Here is a 26,155-nt window from a genome sequence, read left to right on the forward strand (position 1 = left end):
ATCAGGAAACCGATGGCGGGGTGACACCGTTGCGGGATCCAGGGGCATCAAACCGAGTTGGACTGACATCAGGAGCCGGTGATCAACCGGCCGCGCGGAGCGTCTGATACGCCCGCGGCAAGCATTGGGGACGAAGCTTATGCGCATTGAGCGCCGCCATACCACCGCCGGCCAGTCGCCCTATTCGGCGATCCCGTTCCGCTCGGCGGTAAGCGAGATCCGCAATCCCGATGGCTCGATCGTTTTCCGCCTGGAAGGCATCGAGGTGCCTGATTCCTGGTCGCAGGTCGCGAGCGACGTGCTCGCGCAGAAGTATTTCCGCAAGGCCGGCGTGCCGGCCGTGCTGAGACGAGTCGAGGAGAATGACGTCCCGTCCTTCCTCTGGCGCTCGGTCCCCGATGAGGCCGCGCTGGCGAAGCTGCCGGAAGGCGAGCGTTTCGGCTCCGAGATCTCGTCCAAGCAGGTCTTCGACCGGCTCGCCGGCTGCTGGACCTATTGGGGCTGGAAGGGCGGCTACTTCTCCTCGGAGGAGGATGCCCACGCTTTCCACGACGAGCTGCGCTTCATGCTGGCCTCGCAGATGGTCGCGCCGAACTCGCCGCAATGGTTCAACACCGGCCTGCACTGGGCCTATGGCATCGACGGGCCGAGCCAGGGCCATTTCTACGTCGACTTCAAGACCGGCAAGCTGGTGAAGTCGAAGTCGAGCTATGAGCATCCGCAGCCGCATGCCTGCTTCATCCAGGGCGTGCAGGACGACCTCGTCAACGAGGGCGGCATCATGGACCTGTGGGTGCGCGAAGCGCGCCTCTTCAAATACGGCTCCGGCACCGGCTCGAACTTCTCGATGCTGCGCGGCGAGGGCGAGAAGCTCGCCGGCGGCGGGCGCTCCTCCGGCCTGATGTCCTTCCTCAAGATCGGCGACCGAGCCGCTGGCGCGATCAAGTCGGGCGGCACCACCCGCCGCGCCGCCAAGATGGTCGTGGTCGATGCCGACCACCCGGACATCGAGGCCTATATCGACTGGAAGGTGAAGGAGGAGCAGAAGGTCGCGGCCCTGGTCGCCGGCTCCAAGACCGTCCAGAAGGCGATGAAGGCGGTGATGAAGGCCTGCGTGAACTGCGAGGCCGCCGACGATGCCTGCTTCGATCCCGAGAAGAACCCGGCGCTGAAGCGCGAGATCAAGCTCGCCCGCAAGGCGATGGTGCCCGACAACTACATCAAGCGTGTCATCCAGTTCGCCAAGCAAGGCTATACCGAGATCCAGTTCGACACCTACGACACCGACTGGGATTCAGAAGCTTATCTCACCGTCTCCGGCCAGAACTCGAACAACTCGGTCTCGCTGACTGACGACTTCCTGCGCGCGGTCGAGAACGACGGCGACTGGAACCTCGTCGGCCGCACCACCGGCAAGGTCACCAAGACCCTGAAGGCGCGCGACCTCTGGGAGAAGATCGGCTACGCCGCCTGGGCCTCGGCCGATCCCGGCCTGCATTTCAACACCACGATGAACGACTGGCACACCAGCCCGGCCTCGGGACGCATCCGCGCCTCGAATCCGTGCTCGGAGTACATGTTCCTCGACGACACCGCCTGCAATCTGGCCTCGGCCAACCTGCTGCAGTTCTACGATCGGCAGACCAAGGCTTTCGACGTCGCCGGTTACGAGCATCTCTGCCGCCTCTGGACCATCGTGCTCGAGATTTCGGTGACGATGGCGCAGTTCCCGAGCCGCGAGATCGCCGAGCTCTCCTACGAGTACCGCACGCTCGGCCTCGGCTACGCCAATATCGGCGGCCTCTTGATGACCATGGGCCTCGGCTACGACAGCGATGAGGGCAGGGCGCTCGCCGGCGGCCTGACCGCGATCATGACCGGCGTCGCCTATGCGACCTCGGCCGAGATGGCGGGTGAGCTCGGCCCGTTCCCGGGCTACAAGAAGAATGCGCCGCACATGCTGCGCGTCATCCGCAACCACCGCGTCGCCGCCCATGGCCAGGCCTCTGGCTATGAGGGCCTGCAAGTCACCCCGGTGCCGCTCGACCATGCCACGCTGGAGCGCCTCGGCGGTTCCTCGGTGACCGTGTCGGAGCGGGCCAAGGCGAGCTGGGACGAGGCGCTGGCGCTGGGCGAGAAGCACGGCTACCGCAACGCCCAGTCGACGGTGATCGCGCCGACCGGCACGATCGGCCTGGTGATGGACTGCGACACCACCGGCATCGAGCCCGATTTCGCGCTGGTGAAGTTCAAGAAGCTCGCCGGCGGCGGTTACTTCAAGATCATCAACGGCGCCGTGCCGGACGCCCTGCGGGCGCTGGGCTATCGCGAGGCGGATATCGCCGAGATCGAGGCCTATGCCGTCGGCCACGGCTCGATGAAGCAGGCGCCCGCCATCAACCCCGGCTCGCTGCGGGCCAAGGGCTTCACCGACGAGAAGATCGAGGCGGTCGAGAAGGGGCTGAAGAGCGCCTTCGACATTAAGTTCGTCTTCAACAAGTGGACGCTGGGCGAGGACTTCCTCACCGGTACGCTGAACGTGCCGGCCGAGAAGCTGGGCGACATGTCGTTCGAGCTCTTGGCCTTCCTCGGCTTCAGCAAGGCCGAGATCGAGGCCGCCAATGTCCATGTCTGCGGTGCGATGACGCTGGAAGGCGCACCGCACCTGAAGAAGGAGCACTACAACGTCTTCGACTGCGCCAACCCCTGCGGGCGCATCGGCAAGCGCTATCTCTCGGTCGAGAGCCATATCCGCATGATGGCGGCGGCGCAGCCCTTCATCTCCGGCGCGATCTCGAAGACCATCAACATGCCGAACGACGCCACCGTCGAGGATTGCAAGAGCGCCTATCTGCTCTCCTGGAAGCTGGCGCTGAAGGCGAACGCGCTCTATCGCGACGGCTCCAAGCTGTCGCAGCCGCTGAACTCGGCCCTGATCGCCGACGAGGACGACGACGCCGACGACGCGACCGAGGCGCTCTACCAGCAGCCGCTGGCGGCGCGCGCGACGCAGATCGCCGAGAAGATCGTCGAACGCGTGGTCGAGCGTGTCGAGCGCATCCGGGACCGCGAGAAGCTGCCGGCGCGTCGCACCGGCTACATCCAGAAGGCGGTGGTCGGCGGCCACAAGGTCTATGTCCACACCGGCGAATATGCCGATGGGCGCCTCGGCGAGATCTTCATCGACATGCACAAGGAGGGCGCGGCCTTCCGGGCGATGATGAACAACTTCGCCATCGCGGTCTCGCTCGGCCTGCAATACGGCGTGCCGCTGGAGGAGTATGTCGAGGCCTTCACCTTCACCCGCTTCGAGCCCTCGGGCTTCGTGCAGGGCAACCAGTCGATCAAGAACGCGACCTCGATCCTCGACTACGTCTTCCGCGAGCTGGCGATCTCCTATCTCGGCCGGCACGACCTCGCCCATGTCGATCCCAGCGAGATCGGCCATGACGTGATGGGCGGCGGCGTCGAGCAGGGCAAGATGCCGGATGCGGCCGGGCCGATCACCTCGACCCCGCTGGCCTCCTCGGGCTTCCGCCGCGGCAAGCCGATCAACCTGCTCGCCATCCAGGGCGGGGCGGCGGCCAATGACGCGGTTGCCCGCTCGGCGGGCACCGTCACCGGCCTTGCCACCGCCGGCGCGACCGCGCTGAAGGAGGAGCCTGAGGCCTATGGCGAGGAGCAGATGAGCAAGCTCGGCTTCGCCGCACCGGCCGCCCAGCCGACCGCCTCCGAGCGCCGGGCCGAGGCGATCATGAAGGGCTATGTCGGCGACAGCTGCGGCGAATGCGGCAACTTCACGCTGGTGCGCAATGGCACCTGCCTGAAGTGCAACACCTGCGGCTCGACGACTGGGTGTTCGTGAGGGATCTCTCTTTTCTCGAAACCCACTCGACATTAACAATGAGGCCGGCCCTATTGGGGCCGGCCTTTGCATGTGGGCTGACGATTTGATGCCGAGTGAGAGCTGGTCTGACGACGAAAACGATCTAACAGTCGTCACATATTTCGAGATGCTTTCAGCCGAGCTGAGGCGAGAGCCGTACGTGAAATCTCGAGCGCGTGACGCGTTGGTACCTTTGCTCAAAGGCCGTTCAGCAAAAGCGGTAGAGTACAAGTTTCAGAATATCAGCGCGGTGCTTCTACTGGTGAGAGAGCCTTGGATCGACGGCTACAAGCCAGCAACTCGCTTCCAGAATAGTTTGATGGACGCTGTCCTAAGGTGGTTTGACGCGCATCCTCTCTGGACGACGCAACAGCTTGAGAGCACCGCCAAAGTCGCTGGAAGAAGCGGCTTCCGCGATGAAGCGAGCCTTTGGATCGGCCCGCCGCCGACATTTTCAAACAGCCCTTCGCCAATCGAGCCCGCTTTGGTCGAACTGGTTGCTCGGAAGTTTGATGTTGCGGCCCGTGATGCGCGCAATCGCGCTCTAGGAGAGGCGGGAGAGGAACTCGTTCTCCGCCATGAGAGGAATACCTTGCGCGCTGCCGGCCAGGAAAATTTAGCGGCCCGGGTTCGCTGGGTTTCACACGAAGACGGAGATGGGGCCGGATTTGATATCGCAAGCTTTGAGTCAGACGGGCGCTCGCGGCTGATCGAGGTGAAGACGACGAATGGCTGGGAACGAACGCCTTTTCACATCACGCGAACTGAGATGGCCGCGGCCGACGCTCATCGCGATAACTGGCATCTTGTAAGGCTCTGGAATTTCGCGCGCTCGCCACGCGCATTCGCGATTCGACCGCCGCTCGATGTTCACGTGCAGCTGACGCCCACGACCTTTCTCGCATCGCTCCATTGAGAGTTGACGCCCTCGGCGATGGAGGATCGCCCATGCCCAACAGCGCCATCATCCCTCCCGAGTTTCGCGCCGCCGCCGAGCAGCTTCGGATGTCGCCGGCGATTCTGTCCGGCGGCTTCGCCTTCCTGACTGGCGTCACCGGCGGCGATGCGCAGGGGCGGATGCCGGAGGAAGCCGAAGCGCAGTTTCGCAACGTCTTCCGCAAGATCGGGCTCGTCCTTGCCGAGACCGGGCTGGACTTCGGCGCGGTCGTCGAGATGACCAGCTACCATGTCGGTCTGCGCCAGCATTTCGATCTGTTCGACAGGATCAGGCTGGAGCATATGAGCGAGCCCTTCGCGGCCTGGACCGCGGTCGAGATCGCAGGGCTCCGGCGCGAGGGTGCGCTCGTCAATGTCCCGGTCTTGGCGGGAGGTCGTGATCGCTCTCTTGCTTTCTCTGACTCTCACACCCCGAAGATCATCGTGCCGCGGCGCTTCATCACCAGGTAGAAGACCGTCGCGATCGTGCTCATCAGCAGCGACCAGAGCAGGCCGAGCGCCGCGACTTCGCTGAGCTCGCCATTGACGGCGCGGTCGAAGATCGCGACCGCGATCGTCTTGGTGTCGGGACCGGCGAGGATGATCGCGGTCGAGAGGTCACGCGAGGCGTTGAGGAAGATGAAGACCCAGCCGGCCATGATCGCCGGCCAGAGCAGCGGCATCACGATCTTGAGCAGCGTCCTGCCGGGCGAGGCGCCGCAGACCCCGGCCGATTCCTCCAGCTCCTTGTGGATCTGCAGCACGCCGCCATAGGTGTAGCGCATGCCGAAGGGCAGGAAATGGATGACAAAGGCGATCACCACGATCGTCAGCGTCGAATAGAGCGGGATCGGTGCGCGCAGCGCCACATCCATCATCGCGACGCTGAGCACGATGCCGGGCAGGATCATCGGCAGCGTGATCAACTGGTCGGTTACGGCATGGAAGGCCTGCCGGCGCGCGACGAGCCAGCCGCAGACCACCATCAGCGCCATGGTCACGCTCGCGGCAGCGGCGGCGGTGATCAAGGTGTTTACGATCAGCTCGAAATAGCCCTGGCTGCCGAGCACGATCCTGAAATTGTCGAGCGTCAGCGACTTGAAGGCCGCGACCCGGACCGGGCGGACGAAGGGCGTCAGCGCGATCCAGAGCAGGGTCAGGATCGGCAGCACCAGCACGACGATGCAATTGGCCCAGATCAGCGCGCCGCCGAGCCAGCGCAGCCGCCCGAGCGGCAGCGGGCGCGGGCGAAAACCCTTGCCGGTCACCGTCGCGAAGCGCGAGGCATTCAGGGACAGGCGGCTGTAGAGATACATCAAGCCGGCGACGAGCACGGTCAGCACAACCGAATAGGCGCTGGCATGGCCGACCCTGGGCGGCACCGCTGCACGGATGTCGTCATAGATATCGGTGGTCAGCAGCTTGATGCCGGCCGAGGTGCCGACGAGCTTGGGCACGTCGAAGGCCTGCAGCGTCTTGATGAAGATGAACAGGCCGGTCGCCAGCGCCGCCGGCGCCGCCAGCGGGATCGAGATGCGCAGCACCATGGTCAGGATGCCGGCGCCGCTCATGCGCGCCGCTTCCTCCAGTTCGGCATTGGCGGTGCGGAAGCTAGCGGCGAAGAGAAGGAACGACATCGGCAGCCAGCCCAGCGTCTCGATCACGACCATGCCGGCGATCGAGTTGACGGTGATGAGGTTGCCGCCATTGCCGGTCAGGTTGCGGTAGAGCTCGTTGAACGGGCCGACCGGGCCGAGCAGGAAGAGCCAGGCCGGGACATAGATGATCAAGGGGATGCCGAGCGACACCACCGTCATCAGATAGGCGAGCGAGCGGTGCGGCGCGTCGGTCCGCTCCACCACCCAGGCGAGCGAGGCGCCGAAGACGAGCGAGAACAATGTCGACAGCGCCGCGAACTGGATCGAGTTCCAGCCGCTGGCGAGGATGCCCTTCTCGCTGGCGAGATGCGTGAAGTTGTCGAGTGTGAAGGCGCCGTGCGAGCCGTCCGGGTTCATCACGAACAGGCTGTTCTGGACCAGCGTGACGACAGGTGGCAGCACCAGGCAGGCGATGACGAGCAGCATCGCCAGCGCCAGCAGATTGGTATGCGCCGGGCGTTTGGCCAGCCCGGCGCGCCGTTGCCGCGGCAATGTCGCGGCAGCGTCGATGACTTCGGTCATTTGAACAGCTCGTCGTAGATCTTCAGCCAGCCCGCGAGCGGCTCGCTCTCCTGCGAGGAGATCTCCGGCGCAAGCAGGGTCGAGGTGAAGCCGCCGGTCACCGGGCCGATCGAGGGGTCCTTCGGCGGCACGTCGGGATTGCCCGGCGGATAGCCGGCCTCGGCGATGATCTTCTGGCCATCATCCGAGAACATGAATTCGAGGAAGAGCTTGGCGGCGTTCGGGCGCGGAGCGCCCTTGACCAGCGCGATGACGCCAAGATTGGCGACGAGCGGCTCCATCTTGACCCAGGCGATCGGGGCCTCCTTGGCCCGGCTGATCACCGCGTGATGATTATAGGTCATCAGGCCGATCGCGTATTGGCCGGAGATCACCTTGTCGAGGATGACGCGCTGGTTGCCGGGCTCGCGCACGATCTTCTGCTTCGACAGCTCGCGCAGATAGGCCATGCCCTTGTCCTGGCCCATTACGGAGAGGACATTGCCGATGAAGCCGGGCGGGCCGGAAATGGCGCGGGTGTCGGACCAGACCATCTTGCTCCGCCATTTCGGGTCGAGCAGGTCCTCATAGGACTTCGGCGCTTCGGCTGCCTTGACCAGATCAGTGTTGTAGGTCGTCGTCAGATAGAGCGCGTAGATGCCGGAATAGAGCTGACTCTGCGGCTTGAAGGTCGGCGCGTATTTGGCGAGCGCCTCGGGCGCGAATGGTTCGATCAACCCGGCCTTGCTCAAAGGCGGGATCGAGGTACCGGGCGAGTCGAACAGGTCGACCTCAATCTTGCCGGCCCGCGCCTGGCTGGTGATCTTGAGGACCGTGTCGGAATCGCCGGTGGTCGCATAACGGACCTCGATGCCGTATTTGGCTTGGAATTTTTCGGCGAGCGGGCGCACGACCTGGCTGACCACCATGCCGGTGTACCAGACGAGCTGGCGTTCGGCCTTGGCCTTGGCGATCAAATCGGCGGCCGGCTGGCTCTGGGCGAAGCCGGCGGTCGGCAACAGCGCGAGCGCGCTCGCCCCGGCGATGAAGCCGCGTCTGGTCTGCATGTCCTTCCTCCCAATCCTCATGCTGCACCGATGCCGGCGCCTGAGTTCCTGGCGGTCTGTCGCCGCCGTGGCGCCCCTCGATCGAGAGGGGAGCATGCTACGGAAACTGCCCGTGCGCTCATGCCTGGTCAAACGAGTAAACGAGACAGGCGTATGAGGAATTCTCAATGGTCCAGGGCTTGACCAACACTCACTGGACACGCGCGAAACCGGCGCGATTAAGGAAGCCCCGGAGCGTCCCCGCTACGAGTTCGGGCGTATCGATTGCCATGACATGGCTGGTCTTCAGGACCATGAACTCGGCTCCTTCGATCTTCGCGGCGACGCTCGCGACATGCTCAGGCGGGCGCGCCGCATCCTGACGACCGGCGACGATGAGGGTCGGGCAGCGTATCGCTGCCAGATCGGCATCGAGATCGAGTCCGGCCAGCATCCGCCAGGTCGCCGCCAGCCCCGCTGGATCGGCGGCTAGGCGTAGTTCCTCATAGCGCGAACGCGCCTTTGCGGCTTCGTCGGCGTAGGCCTGGCGGATGCCGAAGCGCTCGATTGCTGCGATCCGCTGTTCGGTCCGTGCCTGCTTTGTTTCATCAAGCACGGTTGCCGGCGCGAGCAAGGCGAGCGCTGCGATCGCCTGCGGGTGACGCGCGGCGAAAGTGGCGGCCACGGCCGCTCCGACCGCAGCGCCGACGACGGCGACGGGTTCGGTGATGGCGAGCGCAGCGAGGAGGGCGGCAAGATCGTCCGCCGCCTGCGCGATGGCGTAGGGGCCGGGCGGCTTCTCCGATAGCCCGGCGCCGCGCTGGTCATAGCGCAGCACGCTAGCGAAGGGCGCGAGCAGCGGCACGACCGCATCCCAGCTCTCCAGCATGCCGCCCATTTCGTGCAGCAGCACGATCGTCGCAGCCGGCCCCGCTTGCAGTTCGTAGCGCAGTTGGACGCCGTTGGCCTCGATCCAGCGGTTCGGCATGAGATGCTCCTCCCGCTGCGAGCCTTGGCGTTGTCCCGAGCCTGCGTCAAACGAGGGAAACTGAGCCGGGTTTGAGGAATGCTGCGGCATCGGCGCTTGTGAGCATTGCTCAATCGCTCTTTCGGTTAAGTCGTTTGACCCTTCGCCGGCGTTGCGAAAAACCTCCGAAGTCTCACCGGTGATCCGGCCGAGGCTTTCGCGCAAGGCAGAATGAGGTTTCCGCATGACGGGTTCGCTGTCCGGGGTCGCTTCGGTGATCGGCATCGGCCAGAGCGATTGGGTCGGCGACCACCAGCGGGTTCGCGCCGGCGAGCGGCCGCATGATTCCTATGGCTATGGCGCGCAGGCCTTCCTCTCGGCGCTGGCCGATTCCGGCATTGCGCGCGACGAGATCGACGGGCTGATCGTCGGGCCGACCACGGCCTATGAGCGCGTCGGCGAACTGCTCGGCCTCAATGTCCGCTGGGGCGGGCAGGCGGATGCGATGACGGCGGTGATGGAGGCCTGCATGGCGATCCATGCCGGCCTCGCCTCGGTCGTCGCGCTGGTCTACGGCAATGACCAGCGCTCGGCGCAGGTCAACTATGGTGGGCCGGATGCGCAGGGCGGCGGCGCTTTCCTCGCCTATGTCTATCACGCGCCCTGGGGTTTCACCTCGCAGGGCGCGCTCTATGCGATGATGGCGCGCCGCTACATGCATGAGCGCGGCCTGACGGAAGCCGAGCTAGGCGAGGTCGCGGTGGCGCAGCGCCTTGCCGCCTCGCGCAATCCCCGCGCCCTGATGCGCAAGCCGATCACCGTCGAGGATTATCTCGCCTCGCCCTTCATCTGCGAGCCGCTACATCTCTTCGACTATTGCCTGATCAATGATGGCGGCGTCGCGCTGATCATCGCCGAGGCCGGCAAGGCGCGCCGCGTCGGCCGGGCGCCGGTCGCGATCAAGGGCGTCGGCCGCTACGATCTCAACCGCGGCGCGACCAGCCTCGAGCCGCGTCTGCTCGATTATTATTTGCCGGCACAGCAAGCGGTCGCTGCCCAGGTCTTCGAGATGGCCTCGCTCGGTCCCAAGGACATGGACGCGCTGCAGATCTATGACAGCTTCTCGCTGCATATCCCGCTCGCGCTCGAAGGCTATGGCTACTGCCCGGTCGGCGGCGCCGGCCAGTTCATGCGCGAGACCGGGATCTCGCTGGACAAGGGCCTGCCGGTCAACACCAGCGGCGGACACCTCTCCGAAAGCTACATGCAGGGCTGGAACCACCAGACCGAAGCGGTCCGGCAGGTCCGCGGCGAGGCCGGCGACCACCAGGTCGAGGGTTGCCGCCACGTCCATTACAGCTCCGACGTCGCCGGCAAGGCGATCTCGATCATCTACGGAGCCTGAGCCATGGCGAACAGCCAACCCGTCGTCACGCTCTACGACGCGCCGATGTGGGAGAGCCTCTCCCGCGAATGCATGCAGCTCCAGTCCTGCGGCCATTGCGGCACGCTGCGCTATCCGCCGGGGCCGATCTGCACGGCCTGCACCAGTCTCGACTATCGCTGGACCGATCTGTCGGGCGGCGGCGAGATCCTGTCCTGGGTGCGCTTCCACCGCGCCTATTTCGACGACCATCCGCCGCCCTACAACGCTATCGCGGTGCGGCTCAAGGAAGGGCCGATCGTCGTCTCCAACCTGATCGGCCCGGTGCCGGAGGGCGAGTGGATCGGCCGGCGCGTCAGGCTCGCCTATCGCCGTCATCTTGATCGCACGCAGCACGCTTTCATGCTGTCCGAGCAAACCTGACGGCGAGCCGTCGCGCGGAGAAGACCATGTTCGAGAAAGACGTTTCCATCGTGACCCGGCACGGCCGGATGCCGGCCTTCGCCGTCAGGCCGGACGGGCCGGGCCCCTATCCGGTCGTCATCCTCTATATGGACGCGCCGGGCATCCGCGAGGAGCTGCGCCACATGGCGCGCCGGATCGCGAGCGCCGGCTATTACTGTCTGCTGCCCGATCTCTATTACCGGATCGGTACCGTGCGCTTCGACCTGCCGCGGCGCGACGAGCGCATGTCGGCCGTGGTCGGCGCCTGCATGCGCTCGATCGACAATGAGCGCACCACCGACGATACCGCCGGCATGCTCGCCTTCCTCGACGGCGAGGCCGAGGCGAATGCCCAGAAGGTCTCCTGCCTCGGCTTCTGCATGAGCGGGCGCTATGTCGTCGCAGCCGCCGCGAAGTTCGGCCCGCGCATCGCTTCGGCCGCTTCGCTCTATGGCGTCGGCCTCGTCACCGAGGATGAGGGCTCGCCGCACAAGCTGGTCGCGAAGGTGCCGGGCGAGCTCTATTTCGCCTTCGCCGAGACCGACGGAGCCGCTCCGCCGGCGACGATTGCCGCACTGCAGGAAGCGCTCGCCGCGACCAGCGTGACGCATGACGTCGATGTCTTCCCGAACAGCGAGCACGGCTACTGCTTCACTGCCGGCCGCTGCTACCAGCCGGAGGCGGCAGAGGCGACCTGGTCCAAGCTCTTTGCGCTCTGGCAGCGGACGCTGGCCTAAGCCCATGACCTTTGCAGCGCCCAACATGCTCGATCGGACGTGGCTATGACGGCCCGGCGCCCCTATGCCGGCCTCACCGTCGCCGAGGTGATCTCCGACATGGCGGACGACGCGCTCGTGCTCGCCGCGGGCATGGCCGGTCGTATCCTCGCCGATCTCGGCGCCGAGGTGGTCCGCCGGCCGGGGCGCGAGCGTGGCTTCGAAGGCAGCACCGAGCTGTTCCTGTCGCGTGGCAAGACTATGTCGGGCAAAGACGCGGCCGAACTGCTCGGTCGCGCCGATGTCGCACTCGTCGATGGCGCAGTGCTGAACGAGCGAGGGCGAGGGGGCCTCCCCCCTGTCACGGCGGTGCTTAGCCTGTTCGGCGGGAATCTTGCCGAGAGCGACAGGCCAGTCAGCGCCTTCACCGCCGCCGCCTCGGCCGGGCTGCTGGCAATGGTCGGCGATCCCCAGCGCGAGCCCCTGCGCCTTGGCGGTCATCAGGAGGCCTTCGCCCTTGGCCTCTCCGTCTATGCCGGCCTGGCGGCGGCGCTGGCCTCGGCCCGGCCGCTAGCCGTTCCCGTCACGATCCGGGCCAGCCTGCTTGAGACTCTCGTCTGGCTGAACTGGAAGGCCGTGCCGCTGGAGGGCTACGATACGTTGCCGGGCCGGACCGGTGCTGCCGCGGAATGGCAAGTGCTGCGCTGCGCCGACGGCTATGCCGTGCTGGTCTACCAGGAGCCGGATTGGCAGCGATTGAAGGCTGCGCTGGCCGAGCCCGCTCTGGACGAGATGCGCTTTGCGACGCGGGCGAGCCGGCTCGCTTATCTGGGTGAACTCGCCGCAATCATCGAACGACGCTTCCTGGCGCTGACCCGCCGGGAAATCCATGCTTTGGCGCGCCAGCATCGCCTGCCGCTCGGGCCGGTCTGGAGCCCGGCCGAAGCTTTCGACGAGCCGCACAACCGGGCGCGCGGCCTGTTCGAGTCGCTCGGCACCGATTTCGTCGTGCAGGCGCCGCGCCTGCCGCTCGTCTGGCTCGGTCAGGCGGCGGCGCAACAGGCCAAGATCGCAGCGGGAACGGCGTGATGAAGCTGCTGGAAGGCTGCCGCGTCCTCGACCTCGGCATCATCACCGCTGGTGCCGCGACGGCGGCGCTGCTCGCCGATTTCGGCGCCGAGGTGATCAAGGTGGAATCGCCGACCTATCGCGACCCGTTCCGCGCCTGGAGCGCGCAGGACGGGCCCGATGCGATGCCGGCGCTGTTCCGCGCCACCAACCGCAACAAGCGCGCGATCAGCATCGATCTCAAGCGGCCGGAAGGGCAGGCGATCCTGCTGCGCCTTGTGCGTCGCGCCGATGTCGTGGTCGAGAACTTCCGGCGCGGCGTGATGGAAGGGCTCGGGCTGAGCTTCGCCAGGCTGCGCGAGGCCAATCCCGACATCATCCTCGCCTCGATCTCGAGCCAGGGCGAGACCGGCCCCGATGCCGGCCATGTCTCCTATGGCTCGACGCTGGAGGCGCTGAGCGGCCTCGCCTGGGTGACCGGCTATGACGGCGGCAAGCCGGAAGTCTCCGGTCGCGACGTCAACTATCCCGACCAGATCGTCGCGCTGTTCGCGGCCGGGGCGATCGCGACGGCGCTGCGCTCGGTGCGCAAGGGCGATGGCGGCAGCCATCTCGACCTGTCGCAGCGCGATCTCGCCGCCTTCATGATCGGCGATCGCTTCGCTGCCGCCTCGCAAGGCGAGGCCGTCACGCGCCAGGGCAACGCGCAGCCGCATTATCCGCTGCAGGACTGCTTCCTCGCCGCCGATGGCATCTGGGTCGCGCTTTCGGTGCCGGCCTCGGCTCTGCCGCTGCTGTCGGATGCGCTTGCGGCTGATAGTCTGGATCGCCCGGATGCCCTGCGGACGGCGGTTGCCGCCACGATCAAGGCGCGGTCCGCCCGGGAGGCGGTGAGCTTTTTTGTCGAGCAGGGCGTCCCCGCAGCCATCGTCAATGACGGCAACGGCATGATGGCCGATTGGGGCAAAGCCTGGCAGCACGCGCTGCAACACGACGAGCGCGGCCTGATCGTCAAGGGCTTCCCGCTGCAGGTCGACGAGACGCCGCTCGCGGTCGAGCGGGCGGCTCCGCAGGTCGGCGCGCAGACCTATGCCGTCCTTGCCGAGATCGCCGGCTATAGCTCCAACGAGATCGCCGACTTCGCCGCGGCCGGGATCGTCGAGATCGCGCGCTGAGGCCAGAGTAGTTCCACGATTCTCCGAAGCGCGGAACTACTCTGGCACCTTGTTTTATCGCATTTTCTTCACGCGAACCGGTGTCCACTTCGCTCGAAAATGCTCTAGTGGGCCGGCCGCTCAGGCCGGCACCAGGCTCTCGCCTCCGGGCAGCCGCATATGGCGCAGCGCCGCCTCGTATTCGACGGATTGCCCGAGGATCCAGTCTCGGAACTCGGCCACGCCGGGCTTCTTCACCGCATGCTCGACATAGGTGAGGTAGTAGGCGATGCCGTTGTCGTGGATGAAATCGAACGGCGCGACCAGCCGGCCAGCATTGAGGTCCTCCAGCACCAGCGCCATCTGCCCGATGGCCATGCCGATGCCCTCCATTGCCGATTGATAGGCGAGGGTCGAGCTTTCGAAATAAAGGCCGCGATCGCTCTCGATCTGCTCGCCTCCGGCAGCGTCGAGCCATTCGCGCCAGTCACTCGGGCGGACGGTGGAATGCAGCAGGGTCTGCTCGGCGAGGATGTCGATGCCGATCTCGGGGCCGAGGCGCTCCAGAAAGGCCGGGCTGCAGACCGGGATCAGCGCGCTGCCGGCGAGGCGATGCGAGACCAGTCCCGGCCAGTCGCCGTCGCCTTGCTGGATCGCGATGTCGATATCGCCCATCGAGAGCTGATTGATCGGTCGCGGCGAGAGCGAGGTGGCGAGCTGGATTTCGCGCTTCGGATAGAGGCGATGGAACAGCGGCAGGCGCGGCACGAGCCAGCGCAAGGTGAAGGTCATCGGGCAGTGCACCCGCAGCGAGCTTTCGCCCTGCGCGCCCATCAGCCGCTTGGTGGCGCGCTCCATTTGGTCGAAGGCGGTGCCGAGCGCCGCGACATAGTCGTTCGCCTCGGCGGAGATGCGCAGGTCGCGGCCGGTGCGCTCGAACAGTTCGACCCCGAGCACGTCCTCCAGCAGCTTGATCTGCCGGCTGATCGCGCCGGGCGTCACCGAAAGCTCGTCGGCCGCCTTGGTGAAGCTGACATGCCGGCCGGCCGCCTCGAAGGCGCGCAGCGCGTTCAGCGGGGGCAGGCGACGCAGCATATCTCACACGCTTGATGATTTCTCACAGGTGGCCTCCCTTTTAGTCGATTGACGCTTCTGTGCTTTTCGCGTTGCTTGTGGAACATGGGCGATGATGGATCAAATCGCGTGGATCATCAACAGGATGAAGCATGTTTTGCCTCGGTTTCGAGCCGATTTCGATGCGAATGCGAGCGCTGCGGCGAGATTCCGCAGCGGTGCCGCTTCATGTGATTTTTCCTGAGCCTGGGCCGGCCAAATGATGAGGCTTTTCTGGTCGCCGCGCTCGCCTTTCGTCCGCAAGGTCCTGGTCGTCGCCCATGAGGTCGGCCTGAACGAGGCGATCGAGCGCGTGCCGATGGTCATCCTCTCGACCCAGCCGAACGACACGCTGCTTGCCCTCAATCCGCTCGGCCAGATCCCGACGCTGGTCACCGAGGGTGGCGAGCCGATCTACGATTCCGTGGCGATCTGCCACTATCTCGACGTCGTGCGTGGCGATGGCCGGCTGCATCCGGGGGCTCCCGAGGCCCGGACGGCTGCGCTCCGGCGCCAGGCGCTCGGTGATGGGCTCTCCTGGCTCCTGCTCAACTGGCTGGGCGAGCGTTCGCGCCGGCAGGGCGAGCAGTCGGCCATGCGTATCGCCGCCGTGCACAAGAAGCTGCCGCACATCTTCCGGGTGCTCGAGGCGGAAGCCGCGGCGGCGGACGCCACCTCGTTCGATGTCGGTCATGCCGCGATCGTGGCGGCGCTCGGCTATCTCGATTTCCGCTTCGCGCCGGATTTTCCCTGGCATGAGCGCTATCCGCGCCTGGCGCAGTGGTGGCAGGGCGCGCAGCAGCGCCCCTCCGTCGCCGCGACGGTGCACTACGACGAACTCGCGACGGCCGGCTCCGCCCTGTCGCGCCAGAAGGGCAGGGCATGAGCATCAACGGACAGGCCTATATCGTCGGCGCCTACGAGCATCCGCTGCGCAAGGCGCCGGACAAGTCGCTGGCGCAATTGCATGCCGAAGTCGCGCTCGGCGCGCTCGCCGATGCCGGGCTGAGCAAGGACGATGTCGACGGCTATTTCTGCGGTGGCGACGTGCCGGGCACCGGCCCGTTCTCGATGGTTGACTATCTCAACCTCAAGGTCCGACATGCCGATTCCACCAATATCGGCGGCGCCTCCTATATCCTGCACGTCAACCATGCAGCGCAGGCGATCGCGGCCGGGAAATGCGACGTGGCACTGGTCACGCTCGCCGGACGGCCGCGCAGCGAAGGTGTTCCCAAGGGCGGGCTGAAGCGGTCCGACAGTCCGGTCCAGCCGGATTATGCCTGGGAAACGCCGTTCGGCATGACGATCCTCAACGTCTACGCCATGTGCGCGATGCGCCACATGCACGAATTCGGCACGACCCCCGAGCAACTGGCCTGGGTCAAGGTCGCAGCCTCCCATCACGCCCAGCACAATCCCAACGCCATGCTGCGCGACCTCGTCACGGTCGATGACGTACTGAGTTCGACGCTGGTCGCCGACCCCCTGCACAAGCTCGATTGCTGCATCGTCTCGGATGGCGGCGGCGCCGTCATCGTCACCCGGCCGGAGATCGCCCGCCAACTGAAGCGCCCGCTGGTGAAGATCCGCGGCGCGGGGGAGGCGGTGAAGCACACCGCGGGCGGCGCGATCGACCTGACCTATTCGGCCGGCCGTTTCAGCGGGGCTGCGGCTTTCGCCGAGGCCCAGTTGACGCCGGCCGACGTCAAATATGCCTCGGTCTATGACAGCTTCACCATCACCGTGATCGTGCAGCTCGAGGATCTCGGCTTCTGCGCCAAGGGCGAGGGCGGCCGCTTCGTCGCCGATGGCAACCTGATCGCGGGTATCGGCCGCCTGCCGGTCAACACCGATGGCGGCGGCCTCTGCAACAACCACCCGTTCAACCGCGGCGGCATCACCAAGATCATCGAGGCCGTCCGGCAATTGCGCGGCGAGGCGCATCCAGCCGTCCAGGTCGCCAATTGCGATATCGCGCTGGCGCACGGCACTGGCGGCATGCTCGGCACCCGGCATGGCGGCGCCACCCTCATCATGGAGCGGGAGTAAGGCCCATGTCGGTTCTGCGTGAGGCGCTGGATCACCAGCCCGAGACCAAGGCGTTCTGGAGCGAGCTCGCCGAGGGACGTTTCAAACTGCGCCATTGCCGCGCCTGCGAGCGGGCGCACTGGTACCCACGGGTGATCTGCCCGCATTGCGCCAGTTCGGAGACGGAATGGCGGCCGGCGAGCGGGCAGGGCACGATCTATTCCTACAGCATCGCCCGCACCGCGGCTGAGCCCTTCGCCATTGCCTATGTCACCCTCGCGGAGGGGCCGACCATGATGACCAACATCGTCGGCGGCGACTTCGCGGAGATCGCGATCGGCAAGTCCGTCGAGATCGCCTTCGGCCATCAGGTCGAGGACGGCATCACCTTACCGGTGTTCAGGCTCGCCTGAGGCGGCGTCTGCGCCGGACCAAATGGCGCGGCGTGCTCGATCACGCCGCGCGCGACCACAACGACATCAGAGGAAACGACCATGCCGACAGCCCTGTCACGCTCGCTCGCCGGCTTCGTCGCCGGCCTGCGTTATGAGCACTTGCCGGCCCGCGCGCTCGAAGCCATCCGCATCGGCATGGCCGACACGGTCGGCGTCATGCTCTCCGGCATCGACATGCCGGTCTCCCGCCATGTCCTGGCCAGCCTCGGCACGCGCGGGCTGAAGAATGAAGCGCGCATCCAGCTCGGCTCGGAGAAGGCCTCGGTTGTCGACGCGACGCTGGTCAATGCGGTGACGACGAGCAGCGTCGTCTTCGACGATGTCGCCTTCGCCGGCTGCCACACCAGCACGGTGCTGATGCCGGCTTTGCTCGCCGAGGGCGAGCGGATCGGCGCCAGCGGCAAGCAGGTCATCCAGGCCTATGCCGCCGGCTACGAGGTCTGGGCGCGGCTCGCCGAGCGCGATTCCGACAGCTATTCGAGCAAGGGCTGGCATGCCACCGCCTGCTTCGGGCCATCGGCCGTCGCGCTGGCGCTGGCCAATCTGCGTGGTTTCGACGAGGCGACGACGCTGCGTGCGCTCGGCATCGCCGCCTCGATGTCGGGCGGCATCACCGCGAGCTTCGACACCGATGTCGGCCCGTTCCAGATCGGCCGTGGTGCCGCCGGCGGTGTCCTGGCGGCGCAACTGGCCGAGGTCGGCATGTCGGCGCCGGCAGACGCGCTGGAACGCTCCGGGCGCGGCATGCTGGTTGCGCTCTCGCCCAAGGGGGGGGTCGATCTGGAGAGCCCGCTCGCGGATCTCGGCAGCGCCTGGCGCCTCGAAAGTATCGGCATCAACGTCAAGCAGTACCCGTTCGGCAATATCGCGCAGCGGGCCGTGGACGGTGCGCTCGATCTTGCGAATGCGCATGACGTCGAGCCGCAGCAGGTCACGCGGGTCGAACTGCTGATCAGCGACGCGCAATATGCGGTGATCTCGAAGTCGCCCTCGGTGCTGCATTTCGTGCCCTCGCACAGCGTGCCGCTGGCGGTCGTCGCGGCGCTGTTCGAGCGGCGTGTCACCTTCGATGCGCTGGAAGAAGCCTTCCATGGCCGCCCTGAGGTGCAGGCGCTGATGAAGAAGGTCGAGACCGTCGCCGACAGCCGCATCCCGGCCGACACCCAGCCCAATCTCGGCTTCAGCGGCGGCGTCCGGCTGCACCTGGCCGATGGCCGCGTGCTCGAAAGCCCCAGCGTCGACTATGCCCGCGGCCACTGGACGCGGCCGATGAGCGAGGCCGAGCTCTGGCAGAAGTTCTGGTCCTGCAGCGCTAAGCAGCTCGCCCAGCCGCAGGCGGAAAAGCTCTTCGCCAACCTGATCAGGCTCGACGAGGTCGCCAATGTCGGAACGCTCAATCGTTGAACGATCGCGATGGCGAGCGGCCGCAAAGAGCGGCCGCGTCGGGCCTTTGATTGAGGAAAGCTCATCGGCCTGCGCGGTTAACTCGTTTGACCGGTAACGGTGCAGGGGCCTACCTCGGTGGCAGCCAGCGCTTGATCCGGCGGAGAGACTGAATGGCTCCCGAAACCCCATCGCTCCAGTTCAGCCAGGCCGGTCATGTCGCGACAATCGTGCTCGACCGGCAGCAGGCGCTGAACGCGATCGACCCCGAGACGGGCGCCGCGCTCGTCGCCTGCTTCGAGCGCATCGCGAACGATGACGGCATCCGGGCGGTGGTCCTGACCGGGGCAGGCGAACGGGCATTCAGCGCCGGCGCCGACCTCAAGAAGACCGCCGAGGTCACCGGCCCTTATGCGGCGCAGGCCTTCGCCGGCGGTGGCGATAGCAGCTTCGCATCGGCGCTCGATTGCGAGAAGCCGCTGATCGCCGCGGTCAATGGCCTTGCGCTGGGGGGCGGGCTGGAGCTCGCTCTGGCCTGCGACATCCGTCTCGCGGCGCCGCAGGCGCGCTTCGGCCTGCCTGAGGTCAAGGTCGGCACGATTCCTGGCGCCGGCGGTACGCAGCGCCTGCCGCGCAGCATCGGCCAAAGCGATGCGATGCTGATGCTGCTCTCGGGCGACATGATCGATGCACCGGAAGCTCTGCGTCTCGGGCTGATCAGCCGGATCGTTCCGGCGCCGGATCTGCTGGCGGAAGCGCAGGCGCTCGCCGCCAGGATCGCGGCGAATGCGCCGCTCTCCGTCCGGGCGGTCAAGCGTCTGGTCCGCAGCGGCGGCGAACTGCCCTTGCCCGAGGCGCTGCGGCTGGAGCGGCTGGTCTGGGGCATGCTGCGCGATACGCAGGACAGGGCGGAGGGCCGGCGCGCCTTCGCCGAGAAACGCCCGCCCGTCTTCACCGGGCGCTGAGACTGGAAGCGAGAGGCCGATGATCGACAAGCAGGTTCCCGACATGGCTGCGGCGCTGGCTGATATAGGCGACGGCGCCTCCGTCCTCGTCGGCGGCTTCGGCGCGGTCGGCCAGCCCAATGCGTTGATCGACGCGCTGGCGCTGAGTGGGGTGCGCGGCCTGACGGTGATCGCCAACAATGCCGGCTTCGAGCCTCAGACCGGGCTCGGCAAGCTGATCGGCAGTGGCGCTGTCTCGAAGCTGATCTGCAGCTTCCCGCGCGGCTCCACCGCTTTCGACGCGCGCTATGAAAAGGGCGAGATCGAGCTCGAAGTCGTGCCGCAAGGCACGCTGGCCGAGCGGATCAGGGCGGCCGGCGCCGGGATCGGGGCCTTCTATACGCCGACCGGCGCGGGCACACGCCTCGCCGAGGGCAAGGAGACCCGCAATATCGGCGGGCGCGACCACGTCCTGGAATATGCGCTCGGCGCCGATGTCGCGCTGATCCAGGCCTATACCGCCGATCGCTGGGGCAACCTGACCTACAAGGGCAGCGGCCGGAACTTCAATCCCATCATGGCGATGGCGGGCAGGCTCACCATCGCTCAGGTCGCGAATGTCGCCCCGCTCGGCGAGCTCGATCCCAACATCATCGTCACCCCCGGCATCTTCGTGAACCGCGTGCTGACGGTCGCGGGCGGCGATCCGCCTCTGGCGACGACGTCTGCCAGCAAGGAGGGCGCCCGATGACTGCCGCGCTGGATCACACCCCGTTCAGCCGCAAGGAGATGGCCGGTCTCGTCGCGAACGACATCGCCGAGGGCTGGTACGTCAATCTCGGCATCGGACTGCCGACCTTGGTCGCCGACCATATCCCCGCCGGGCGCGAGGTCGTGCTGCACTCGGAGAACGGCATTCTCGGCATGGGCCCGGTGCCTGGTCCGAACGAGGCCGACCCCTGGCTGGTCAATGCCGGCAAGGAGAACGTCACTTTGGTGGCGGGTGCTTCGCTCTTCCACCATGCCGACAGCTTCGCGATGATCCGCGGCGGCCATATCGATCTGTGCGTACTCGGCGCCTTCGAGATCGCCGAGACCGGTGACCTCGCCAACTGGTCGACCTCCGGCAGCGACCGCACGCCCGCGGTCGGCGGCGCCATGGACCTCGCTGCCGGCGCCCGCAATGTCTGGGTGATGACCACCCATGTCACCAAGGCGGGCGAGCCCAAGCTGGTGCGGCATTGCCGCTATCCCCTGACCGCGGCAAAGGCGGTGAACCGCATCTATTCGGATCTCGCGGTCATCGATGTGGCCGAGGGCGGCTTCGTGGTGCGCGCCATGGCGCCGGGGATGACGCAAGGAAGATTGCAGGAATTGACCGGCGCACCCCTCGCATTTTCGTTGAGGTGAGCGCGTGTTGCGGGAGGATACACAATGACGGCGGACACCACCGCAGCGATCGAGGTTCGGGGCCTCGAGAAGATCTTCTTCAACACGCAGGACGGGCCGGCCGGCGGCGTCCGCGATGTCGCCTTCGCGCTCAAGCCCGGCACCTTCTTCACCCTGCTCGGGCCGAGCGGCTGCGGCAAGACCACGACCTTGCGCTGCATCGCCGGGCTGGAGCAGCCGGATCGCGGTTCGATCCGGGTCGGCACCCAGCCGCTCTTCGACGATACTGCCGGCGTCAACGTGCCGCTCAATCGGCGCAATATCGGCATGGTCTTCCAGTCCTATGCGATCTGGCCGCATATGAGCGTGTTCGAGAACGTCGCCTTTCCCTTGCGCGTCTCGAAAGACCACGGCTTCGACCGCTCGCAGATCGAGCGGATGACCAACGATGCACTGAAGCGGGTCGGCCTCGACGGCTATGGCAGCCGCTCGGCGACGCGTCTCTCCGGCGGGCAGCAGCAACGCGTCGCTCTCGCCCGGGCCATCGTGCGCCAGCCGAAGCTGCTGCTGCTCGACGAGCCGCTCTCCAATCTCGACGCGACCTTGCGCGAGGAGATGCGCACCGAATTGAAGCGGCTGCAGCAGGAGGTCGGCGTCACCACCATCTATGTGACGCACGACCAGGCCGAGGCTCTGGAAATGTCCGATCTCGTCGCGGTCATGGACCGCGGCCGGATCGTCCAGCTCGATCATCCGCGCGAGGTCTATTTCCGCCCGGCCAATCGCTTCGTCGCCGGCTTCGTCGGCGCGACCAACCTGCTCGACGGCACGCTCGCCGCGCCGCCCGACAGCCGCGGCATCGCCAGGGTCAGCCTGGGCGCGGCCGGAGAGGTCGGCAGCCTGCTGCAGGACAGTGTCGCGCCGGGCCAACCGGTCGCCGTCTCGATCAGGCCTGAGGCCTTCGTGCTGCGGTCTCCGCAGGAGCCAGTGGCAGAGGGTTCGAGCCGGCTCACCGGCACGGTCGAAATCTCCGGCTTTCTCGGCAACATGATGCGCTATCGCGTGCGGGTGGCAGGCGGCGTGCTCCAGGTCAGCGCCGGGGCCGAGACGGTCTTCGACAACGGCACCGCGGTCTGCCTCGACGTGCGCGACGAGGCCGTGCTGGGCCTTGCCTCCGAGGCTCGGGCCGAGGCGGCTTGAGTCGGGTCTTGTCGATGATGCGATCGGAATTGCTTCTCGGGTTTGAGTTTCGATCGCGTCTTGATGAGAAAATTGACATGGATGGAGAATAGATAATCTGCGTTGATTGCCTTCGTGATTGTCATAACAAGAAGAGGGTGGTCATGAATTCTGGTGGTAAATCTGTTTCCGCTGACACCTTGCAAGGTTACGAGCCGGGGCGGCGGAGGCTTTTGCAAGCTAGCGCCGCGCTTGGCCTGACGGCGTTCGCGTTCTCACAAGCGAGCGTCGCGGGCGCTGCGCCGGCCGCCGATCAGGGCGTGAAGCCGGTGCCGCCTCCGGCTCCGATCAAGGCGACCGAAGGTTTGGTCGAGGTCGGGGACGGGCACAGCATCTGGTATTTCGATACCGGCGGCGACGGCGTCCCGGTGATCTTCCTGCACGCCGGGACGGGCAGCGGGCTGGTCTGGCTTTATCAGACGCCGGTCTTCGCCAAGGCCGGCTATCGCGTCATCGGCTATTCCCGGCGTGGCTATCACGGCTCGGTCGTCGGCGACCCGGCCAAGCCCGGCACTGGGGCCGGCGACCTGCTCAAGCTGGTCGACTACCTCAAGCTGACGAAGTTCCACCTTGTCGGTTCGGCTGCCGGCGGCATGGTCGCGACCGATTTCGCCGTATCGCACCCGCAGCGCCTGCGCAGCGTCGTGCTCTCCAACACGATCGTCGGCATCCGCGACGAGGATTACCGAGCGATCTACAAGCTGATCTGGCCGAAGGAGTTCGATGCCCTGCCGCACGACTTCAAGGAGCTCGGCCCGTCCTATCGCCATCTCGACCAGGAGGGCCGGCGCCTCTGGAACGAGCTGGAGCACAAGGCGAAGACGGGGAAAATGGAAAGCCAGGCCTACGAGAACAACGTGACCTGGAAGTCGATCGCGGCCTGGCGCATGCCGGTGCTGGTGACGACAGGCGATGGCGACCTCTACACGCCGCCCTCGATGGCGCGTCTCGTCCATTCCCGCATCCAGGGCGCCGAGTTCAGCCTCATCCCCGATTGCGGCCACTCCGCCTATTGGGAGCGCCCGGAGATCTGGAACGAGTTGGTGCTGGGCTTCATCGGCAAGCACAGCGCCTGAGTGTCAAAAGGCCATCTCGGGAGCCGGACCAGTCCTGGCTCCCGAGACCTGTTTGGTTTTGAGCGACTGCGTGCTTTCAGCTCACTTGCGTGGCTGACATGGCAAATTTTTGAATTTGATTTGGCTGTAATCGCAATATGAATTGACATATTCGACGGAAAGCGCAAATTTATAGAAATGGCGCCTGTGGCCCGCCGAGGCCTCGACAAGAACGCAGAGCGCCGCGAGGGAGGATCGCGATGTTCAAACGCTCGATGGCGGCGTTCGTCGGCAGTGTTCTGGCCTGTGCAGCGTTCACGACCCCGGCGACGGCAGGAAAAAGCGACGATACGCTGACCTGGGCGACGTCGACCGAGATCGACACCTTCGACATCTATTATCAGGGCCTGCGCGAAGTGGTCATCGCGACCATGTTCAATTGCGACTCCCTGTTCCATCGCGATCCCGCCAGCGGCGAATACAAGCCGCTCCTGGCCTCGTCCTATCGCTGGGTCGACGACGTCACGCTCGAGGTCGAGCTGCGCAAAGGCATCAAGTTCCATGACGGTACCGATCTCGACGCCGAGGACGTGGTCTCGACCTTCCGCCATGTGATGCCGGCCGATAGCGGCATCAATGTCCGCCTCGCGATCGACTGGATCAAGGCGGTCGAGGCCGTCGACCCGCACAGGGTCCGCTTCATCGCCAGGGCGCCAACGCCGGCGGCGCTCGAATTCCTCTCGGGCAACACCGCGATCTACCCGTCAGGCCATTACGACAAGGCACCCGTCGTCAGCGCTGCCGGCGGCAAGACCCGGCGCGACTGGGGCGCGGTCCGGCCGGTCTGCACCGGCCCCTACATCATGACGGATTTCAAGGCCGGCCAGTCCGCTACATTCGTCAAGAATCCCAATTATTTCAAGGAAAGCCCTAAGGGGCAGCCGAAGATCGGCAAGATCGTCTACCGCACCATTGCCGACAACGAGGCGCAGCTCGCCGAACTGCTCGCCGGCACGGTCGACTGGATCTGGGGCGTCCCGCCCGAAAACGTGCCGCAGCTCTCCTCCATGGGCGTCACCGTCAAGACCGCGCCGACGACGCGGATGTCCTTCCTGCTGTTCGATGCCGCCGGCCGCTCGGGCGATACCCCGCTTAGGGATGTCCGGGTCCGCCAGGCGATCTTCCACGCCATCGACCGGGAGGCGATCGCCAAGCTCGTCGGCAACTCGGCCGAGGTGCTGAAGTCGATGTGCTACCCGACGCAGGTCGGCTGCACCGCCGACGTCACCCAGCATGCCTACGACCCGGCCAAGGCCAAGGCGCTATTGGCCGAGGCCGGCTATGCCAAGGGGCTGAAGCTCCCCTTCTACGCCTATCGCGACAAATCCTATTCGGAGGCGGTGCTCGCCTATCTGCGCGCCGTCGGCATCGAGCCCGATTTCCGCTTCATCCAGAACGTCGCGCTGCGGCCATTGATCATCGGTGGCAAGGCCGAGCTCGCCCATCTGACCTGGGGCTCGCAGGGCATGCAGGACGCCTCCGCCTCGGTCAGCCTCTATTTCAAGTTCGGCGCCGACGACTATGCCCGCGACGCCGAGGTCAGGGACTGGATCGAGAAGGCAGACAGCACCATGGATCCGGCCCAGCGCCGCGCCCTGTACGCCAAGGCCCTGGAGAAGATCAACGCCCAAGCCTATGGCGTGCCGCTCTTCGCCTATGGCCGGGCTTACGCTTACACCAAAGACCTCGACTATCCGGTCACCCCGGACGAACTCGCCCATTTCTATCTGGCGCGCTGGAAGTAGCTGGCATCGGGCTGGGCGACCGGCTCCGGCCGGCCGCCTCGCCGCACGGAGTGCGGAATGGGTTCCTTCGTCCTGAAGCGGTTGCTGGTCACCGTCCTCGTCCTGATCGTCGTCTCGATCATCTCGTTCTCGCTCGTCCATCTTTCCGGCGATCCGGCGGTGGCGATGGCGGGCGAGCGCGCCTCGCCCGAGCAGATCGCCGAGATCCGCAAGGCCTATGGCTATGACCGGCCATTCCATGAGCAGTATCTGAGCTGGGTCGGCCGCTTCGTCACCGGCGATTTCGGCCGCTCGACCTATCTAAAGGAGGATGTCGGGTCGGTCCTGGCGCGCCATATCCCGATCACCGCGACGCTCGGCGTCCTCGCGCTCGCCTTCGCGCTGCTGGTGGCGGTGCCGCTCGGCGTCATCGCCGCGCTCTGGCCCAACACGATCATCGACCGGGTCGCGCTGGTCCTGGCTGTGGCCGGGCAGGCGATGCCGTCCTTCCTGTCCTCTCTGGCGCTGATCTACGGCTTCGGCGTGATGCTGCGCTGGCTGCCGGTCTCCGGCACGGCGACATGGCAGCACTATATCCTGCCAGCGGTGGCGCTCGGCTATTACGCGGCCCCGGCGATCATGCGGCTGACCCGCTCCGGCATGATGGACGTGCTGAAATCCGACCATGTCCGAACCGCGCGCGCCTATGGCCTCAGCCCGTGGCGGGTCGTGCTGCGCCATGGCCTGCGCCACGCGATCATCCCGGTGGTGGCAGTCGCGACCGTGCAGTTCGGCTACATGCTCGGCGGCTCGGTCGTGGTCGAGGCGGTGTTCTCGATGAACGGGCTCGGCAACCTGGCCTGGCTCTCGATCCGTCGCTACGACGTCGAGGTCATCCAGGCGATCCTGCTCGTGATCGCCGCGACCTATGCGGTGCTGACGCTCGCGGCCGATCTCCTGAACGCTGCCCTCGACCCCAGGATCCGGACGAGCTGATGGCCG

23 protein-coding genes are annotated in these 26,155 nt (G+C 66.2%); 19 read left to right on the forward strand and 4 right to left on the reverse strand.

What is annotated here, in order from left to right; translation table 11 throughout:
- Positions 1 to 139 precede the first annotated feature (139 nt).
- From AC07O0_RS06065 to AC07O0_RS06075, 3 genes are all read left to right on the forward strand, one after another.
- Positions 140 to 3,865 carry a vitamin B12-dependent ribonucleotide reductase gene (locus AC07O0_RS06065; RefSeq protein WP_494620991.1) on the forward strand — a complete coding sequence of 1,242 codons (3,726 nt, stop codon included), beginning with the start codon at positions 140 to 142 and terminating at the stop codon, positions 3,863 to 3,865.
- Between the two features lie 70 nt (positions 3,866 to 3,935).
- Complete coding sequence (locus tag AC07O0_RS06070; protein ID WP_494620993.1) at positions 3,936 to 4,802, forward strand: protein NO VEIN domain-containing protein; 867 nt, start codon at positions 3,936 to 3,938, stop codon at positions 4,800 to 4,802.
- Positions 4,803 to 4,834: 32 nt separating this feature from the next.
- Positions 4,835 to 5,293: a Rid family hydrolase gene (locus AC07O0_RS06075; RefSeq protein WP_494620995.1), complete on the forward strand. Its 459-nt coding sequence runs from the start codon at positions 4,835 to 4,837 to the stop codon at positions 5,291 to 5,293.
- On the opposite strand, the gene AC07O0_RS06080 is transcribed toward AC07O0_RS06075, so the two are convergent.
- The 3 genes from AC07O0_RS06080 to AC07O0_RS06090 all read right to left on the reverse strand — a co-directional run bounded on the left by AC07O0_RS06080 (position 5,248) and on the right by AC07O0_RS06090 (position 9,279).
- Positions 5,248 to 7,002: an ABC transporter permease gene (locus AC07O0_RS06080; RefSeq protein WP_494620997.1), complete on the reverse strand. Its 1,755-nt coding sequence runs from the start codon at positions 7,000 to 7,002 to the stop codon at positions 5,248 to 5,250. The genes AC07O0_RS06075 and AC07O0_RS06080 overlap by 46 nt on opposite strands.
- A complete protein-coding gene (locus AC07O0_RS06085; RefSeq protein ID WP_494620999.1) occupies positions 6,999 to 8,048 on the reverse strand; it encodes an ABC transporter substrate-binding protein in 1,050 nt (349 codons plus the stop codon). Before AC07O0_RS06085 ends, AC07O0_RS06080 begins: the two co-directional genes overlap by 4 nt.
- A gap of 190 nt (positions 8,049 to 8,238) precedes the next feature.
- Positions 8,239 to 9,279, reverse strand: a complete 1,041-nt coding sequence (locus AC07O0_RS06090; RefSeq protein ID WP_494621001.1) for an alpha/beta fold hydrolase — start codon at positions 9,277 to 9,279, stop codon at positions 8,239 to 8,241.
- Here AC07O0_RS06090 and AC07O0_RS06095 point away from each other — a divergent pair.
- The 5 genes from AC07O0_RS06095 to AC07O0_RS06115 are packed head-to-tail and all read left to right on the forward strand — an operon-like array spanning position 9,239 to position 13,781.
- Positions 9,239 to 10,399 carry a thiolase family protein gene (locus tag AC07O0_RS06095; protein ID WP_494621003.1) on the forward strand — a complete coding sequence of 387 codons (1,161 nt, stop codon included), beginning with the start codon at positions 9,239 to 9,241 and terminating at the stop codon, positions 10,397 to 10,399. The genes AC07O0_RS06090 and AC07O0_RS06095 overlap by 41 nt on opposite strands.
- 3 nt (positions 10,400 to 10,402) lie before the next feature.
- Positions 10,403 to 10,801 (forward strand): Zn-ribbon domain-containing OB-fold protein, encoded by a 399-nt coding sequence (locus AC07O0_RS06100; protein WP_494621005.1) that lies wholly within the window; start codon positions 10,403 to 10,405, stop codon positions 10,799 to 10,801.
- Between the two features lie 26 nt (positions 10,802 to 10,827).
- Entirely contained in the window at positions 10,828 to 11,559 is a 732-nt protein-coding gene (locus AC07O0_RS06105) for a dienelactone hydrolase family protein (RefSeq protein WP_494621007.1), read from the forward strand.
- 45 nt (positions 11,560 to 11,604) lie between these two features.
- On the forward strand, positions 11,605 to 12,627 hold the full coding sequence (locus tag AC07O0_RS06110) for a CoA transferase (protein ID WP_494621009.1): 1,023 nt from the start codon (positions 11,605 to 11,607) through the stop codon (positions 12,625 to 12,627).
- Positions 12,627 to 13,781 carry a CaiB/BaiF CoA transferase family protein gene (locus AC07O0_RS06115; RefSeq protein ID WP_494621011.1) on the forward strand — a complete coding sequence of 385 codons (1,155 nt, stop codon included), beginning with the start codon at positions 12,627 to 12,629 and terminating at the stop codon, positions 13,779 to 13,781. Before AC07O0_RS06110 ends, AC07O0_RS06115 begins: the two co-directional genes overlap by 1 nt.
- 120 nt (positions 13,782 to 13,901) lie before the next feature.
- On the opposite strand, the gene gcvA is transcribed toward AC07O0_RS06115, so the two are convergent.
- On the reverse strand, positions 13,902 to 14,855 hold the full coding sequence (gcvA, locus tag AC07O0_RS06120; RefSeq protein ID WP_494621013.1) for a transcriptional regulator GcvA: 954 nt from the start codon (positions 14,853 to 14,855) through the stop codon (positions 13,902 to 13,904).
- Positions 14,856 to 15,093: 238 nt separating this feature from the next.
- Here gcvA and AC07O0_RS06125 point away from each other — a divergent pair, with 238 nt between their 5' ends.
- The 11 genes from AC07O0_RS06125 (at position 15,094) to AC07O0_RS06175 (ending at position 26,149) form a co-directional block, all read left to right on the forward strand.
- The gene (locus tag AC07O0_RS06125) at positions 15,094 to 15,759 is read left to right on the forward strand and encodes a glutathione S-transferase family protein (RefSeq protein ID WP_494621015.1); all 666 of its coding nucleotides are present in this window, start codon (positions 15,094 to 15,096) and stop codon (positions 15,757 to 15,759) included.
- On the forward strand, positions 15,756 to 16,925 hold the full coding sequence (locus AC07O0_RS06130; RefSeq protein ID WP_494621017.1) for a thiolase family protein: 1,170 nt from the start codon (positions 15,756 to 15,758) through the stop codon (positions 16,923 to 16,925). The genes AC07O0_RS06125 and AC07O0_RS06130 overlap by 4 nt, the downstream gene beginning before the upstream one ends.
- Positions 16,926 to 16,930: 5 nt before the next feature.
- A complete protein-coding gene (locus AC07O0_RS06135; protein ID WP_494621019.1) occupies positions 16,931 to 17,317 on the forward strand; it encodes a Zn-ribbon domain-containing OB-fold protein in 387 nt (128 codons plus the stop codon).
- An 81-nt stretch (positions 17,318 to 17,398) separates the two neighbouring features.
- A complete protein-coding gene (locus tag AC07O0_RS06140; protein ID WP_494621021.1) occupies positions 17,399 to 18,763 on the forward strand; it encodes an MmgE/PrpD family protein in 1,365 nt (454 codons plus the stop codon).
- Positions 18,764 to 18,915: 152 nt separating this feature from the next.
- A complete protein-coding gene (locus AC07O0_RS06145) occupies positions 18,916 to 19,707 on the forward strand; it encodes an enoyl-CoA hydratase/isomerase family protein (protein ID WP_494621023.1) in 792 nt (263 codons plus the stop codon).
- A gap of 22 nt (positions 19,708 to 19,729) precedes the next feature.
- A complete protein-coding gene (locus AC07O0_RS06150; protein WP_494622357.1) occupies positions 19,730 to 20,437 on the forward strand; it encodes a 3-oxoacid CoA-transferase subunit A in 708 nt (235 codons plus the stop codon).
- Positions 20,434 to 21,096: a 3-oxoacid CoA-transferase subunit B gene (locus AC07O0_RS06155; protein ID WP_494621025.1), complete on the forward strand. Its 663-nt coding sequence runs from the start codon at positions 20,434 to 20,436 to the stop codon at positions 21,094 to 21,096. The genes AC07O0_RS06150 and AC07O0_RS06155 overlap by 4 nt, the downstream gene beginning before the upstream one ends.
- Before the next feature lie 24 nt (positions 21,097 to 21,120).
- Positions 21,121 to 22,275: an ABC transporter ATP-binding protein gene (locus tag AC07O0_RS06160; RefSeq protein ID WP_494621027.1), complete on the forward strand. Its 1,155-nt coding sequence runs from the start codon at positions 21,121 to 21,123 to the stop codon at positions 22,273 to 22,275.
- A gap of 299 nt (positions 22,276 to 22,574) precedes the next feature.
- A complete protein-coding gene (locus AC07O0_RS06165; protein ID WP_494621029.1) occupies positions 22,575 to 23,390 on the forward strand; it encodes an alpha/beta fold hydrolase in 816 nt (271 codons plus the stop codon).
- A 239-nt stretch (positions 23,391 to 23,629) separates the two neighbouring features.
- A complete protein-coding gene (locus AC07O0_RS06170; protein ID WP_494621031.1) occupies positions 23,630 to 25,174 on the forward strand; it encodes an ABC transporter substrate-binding protein in 1,545 nt (514 codons plus the stop codon).
- A 57-nt stretch (positions 25,175 to 25,231) separates the two neighbouring features.
- Positions 25,232 to 26,149, forward strand: coding sequence for an ABC transporter permease (locus AC07O0_RS06175; protein WP_494621033.1), 918 nt, complete (start codon positions 25,232 to 25,234; stop codon positions 26,147 to 26,149).
- Positions 26,150 to 26,155: the final 6 nt, after the last annotated feature.

The sequence above is a fragment of the Allobosea sp. GW821-FHT10B12 genome (genome assembly GCF_059415545.1).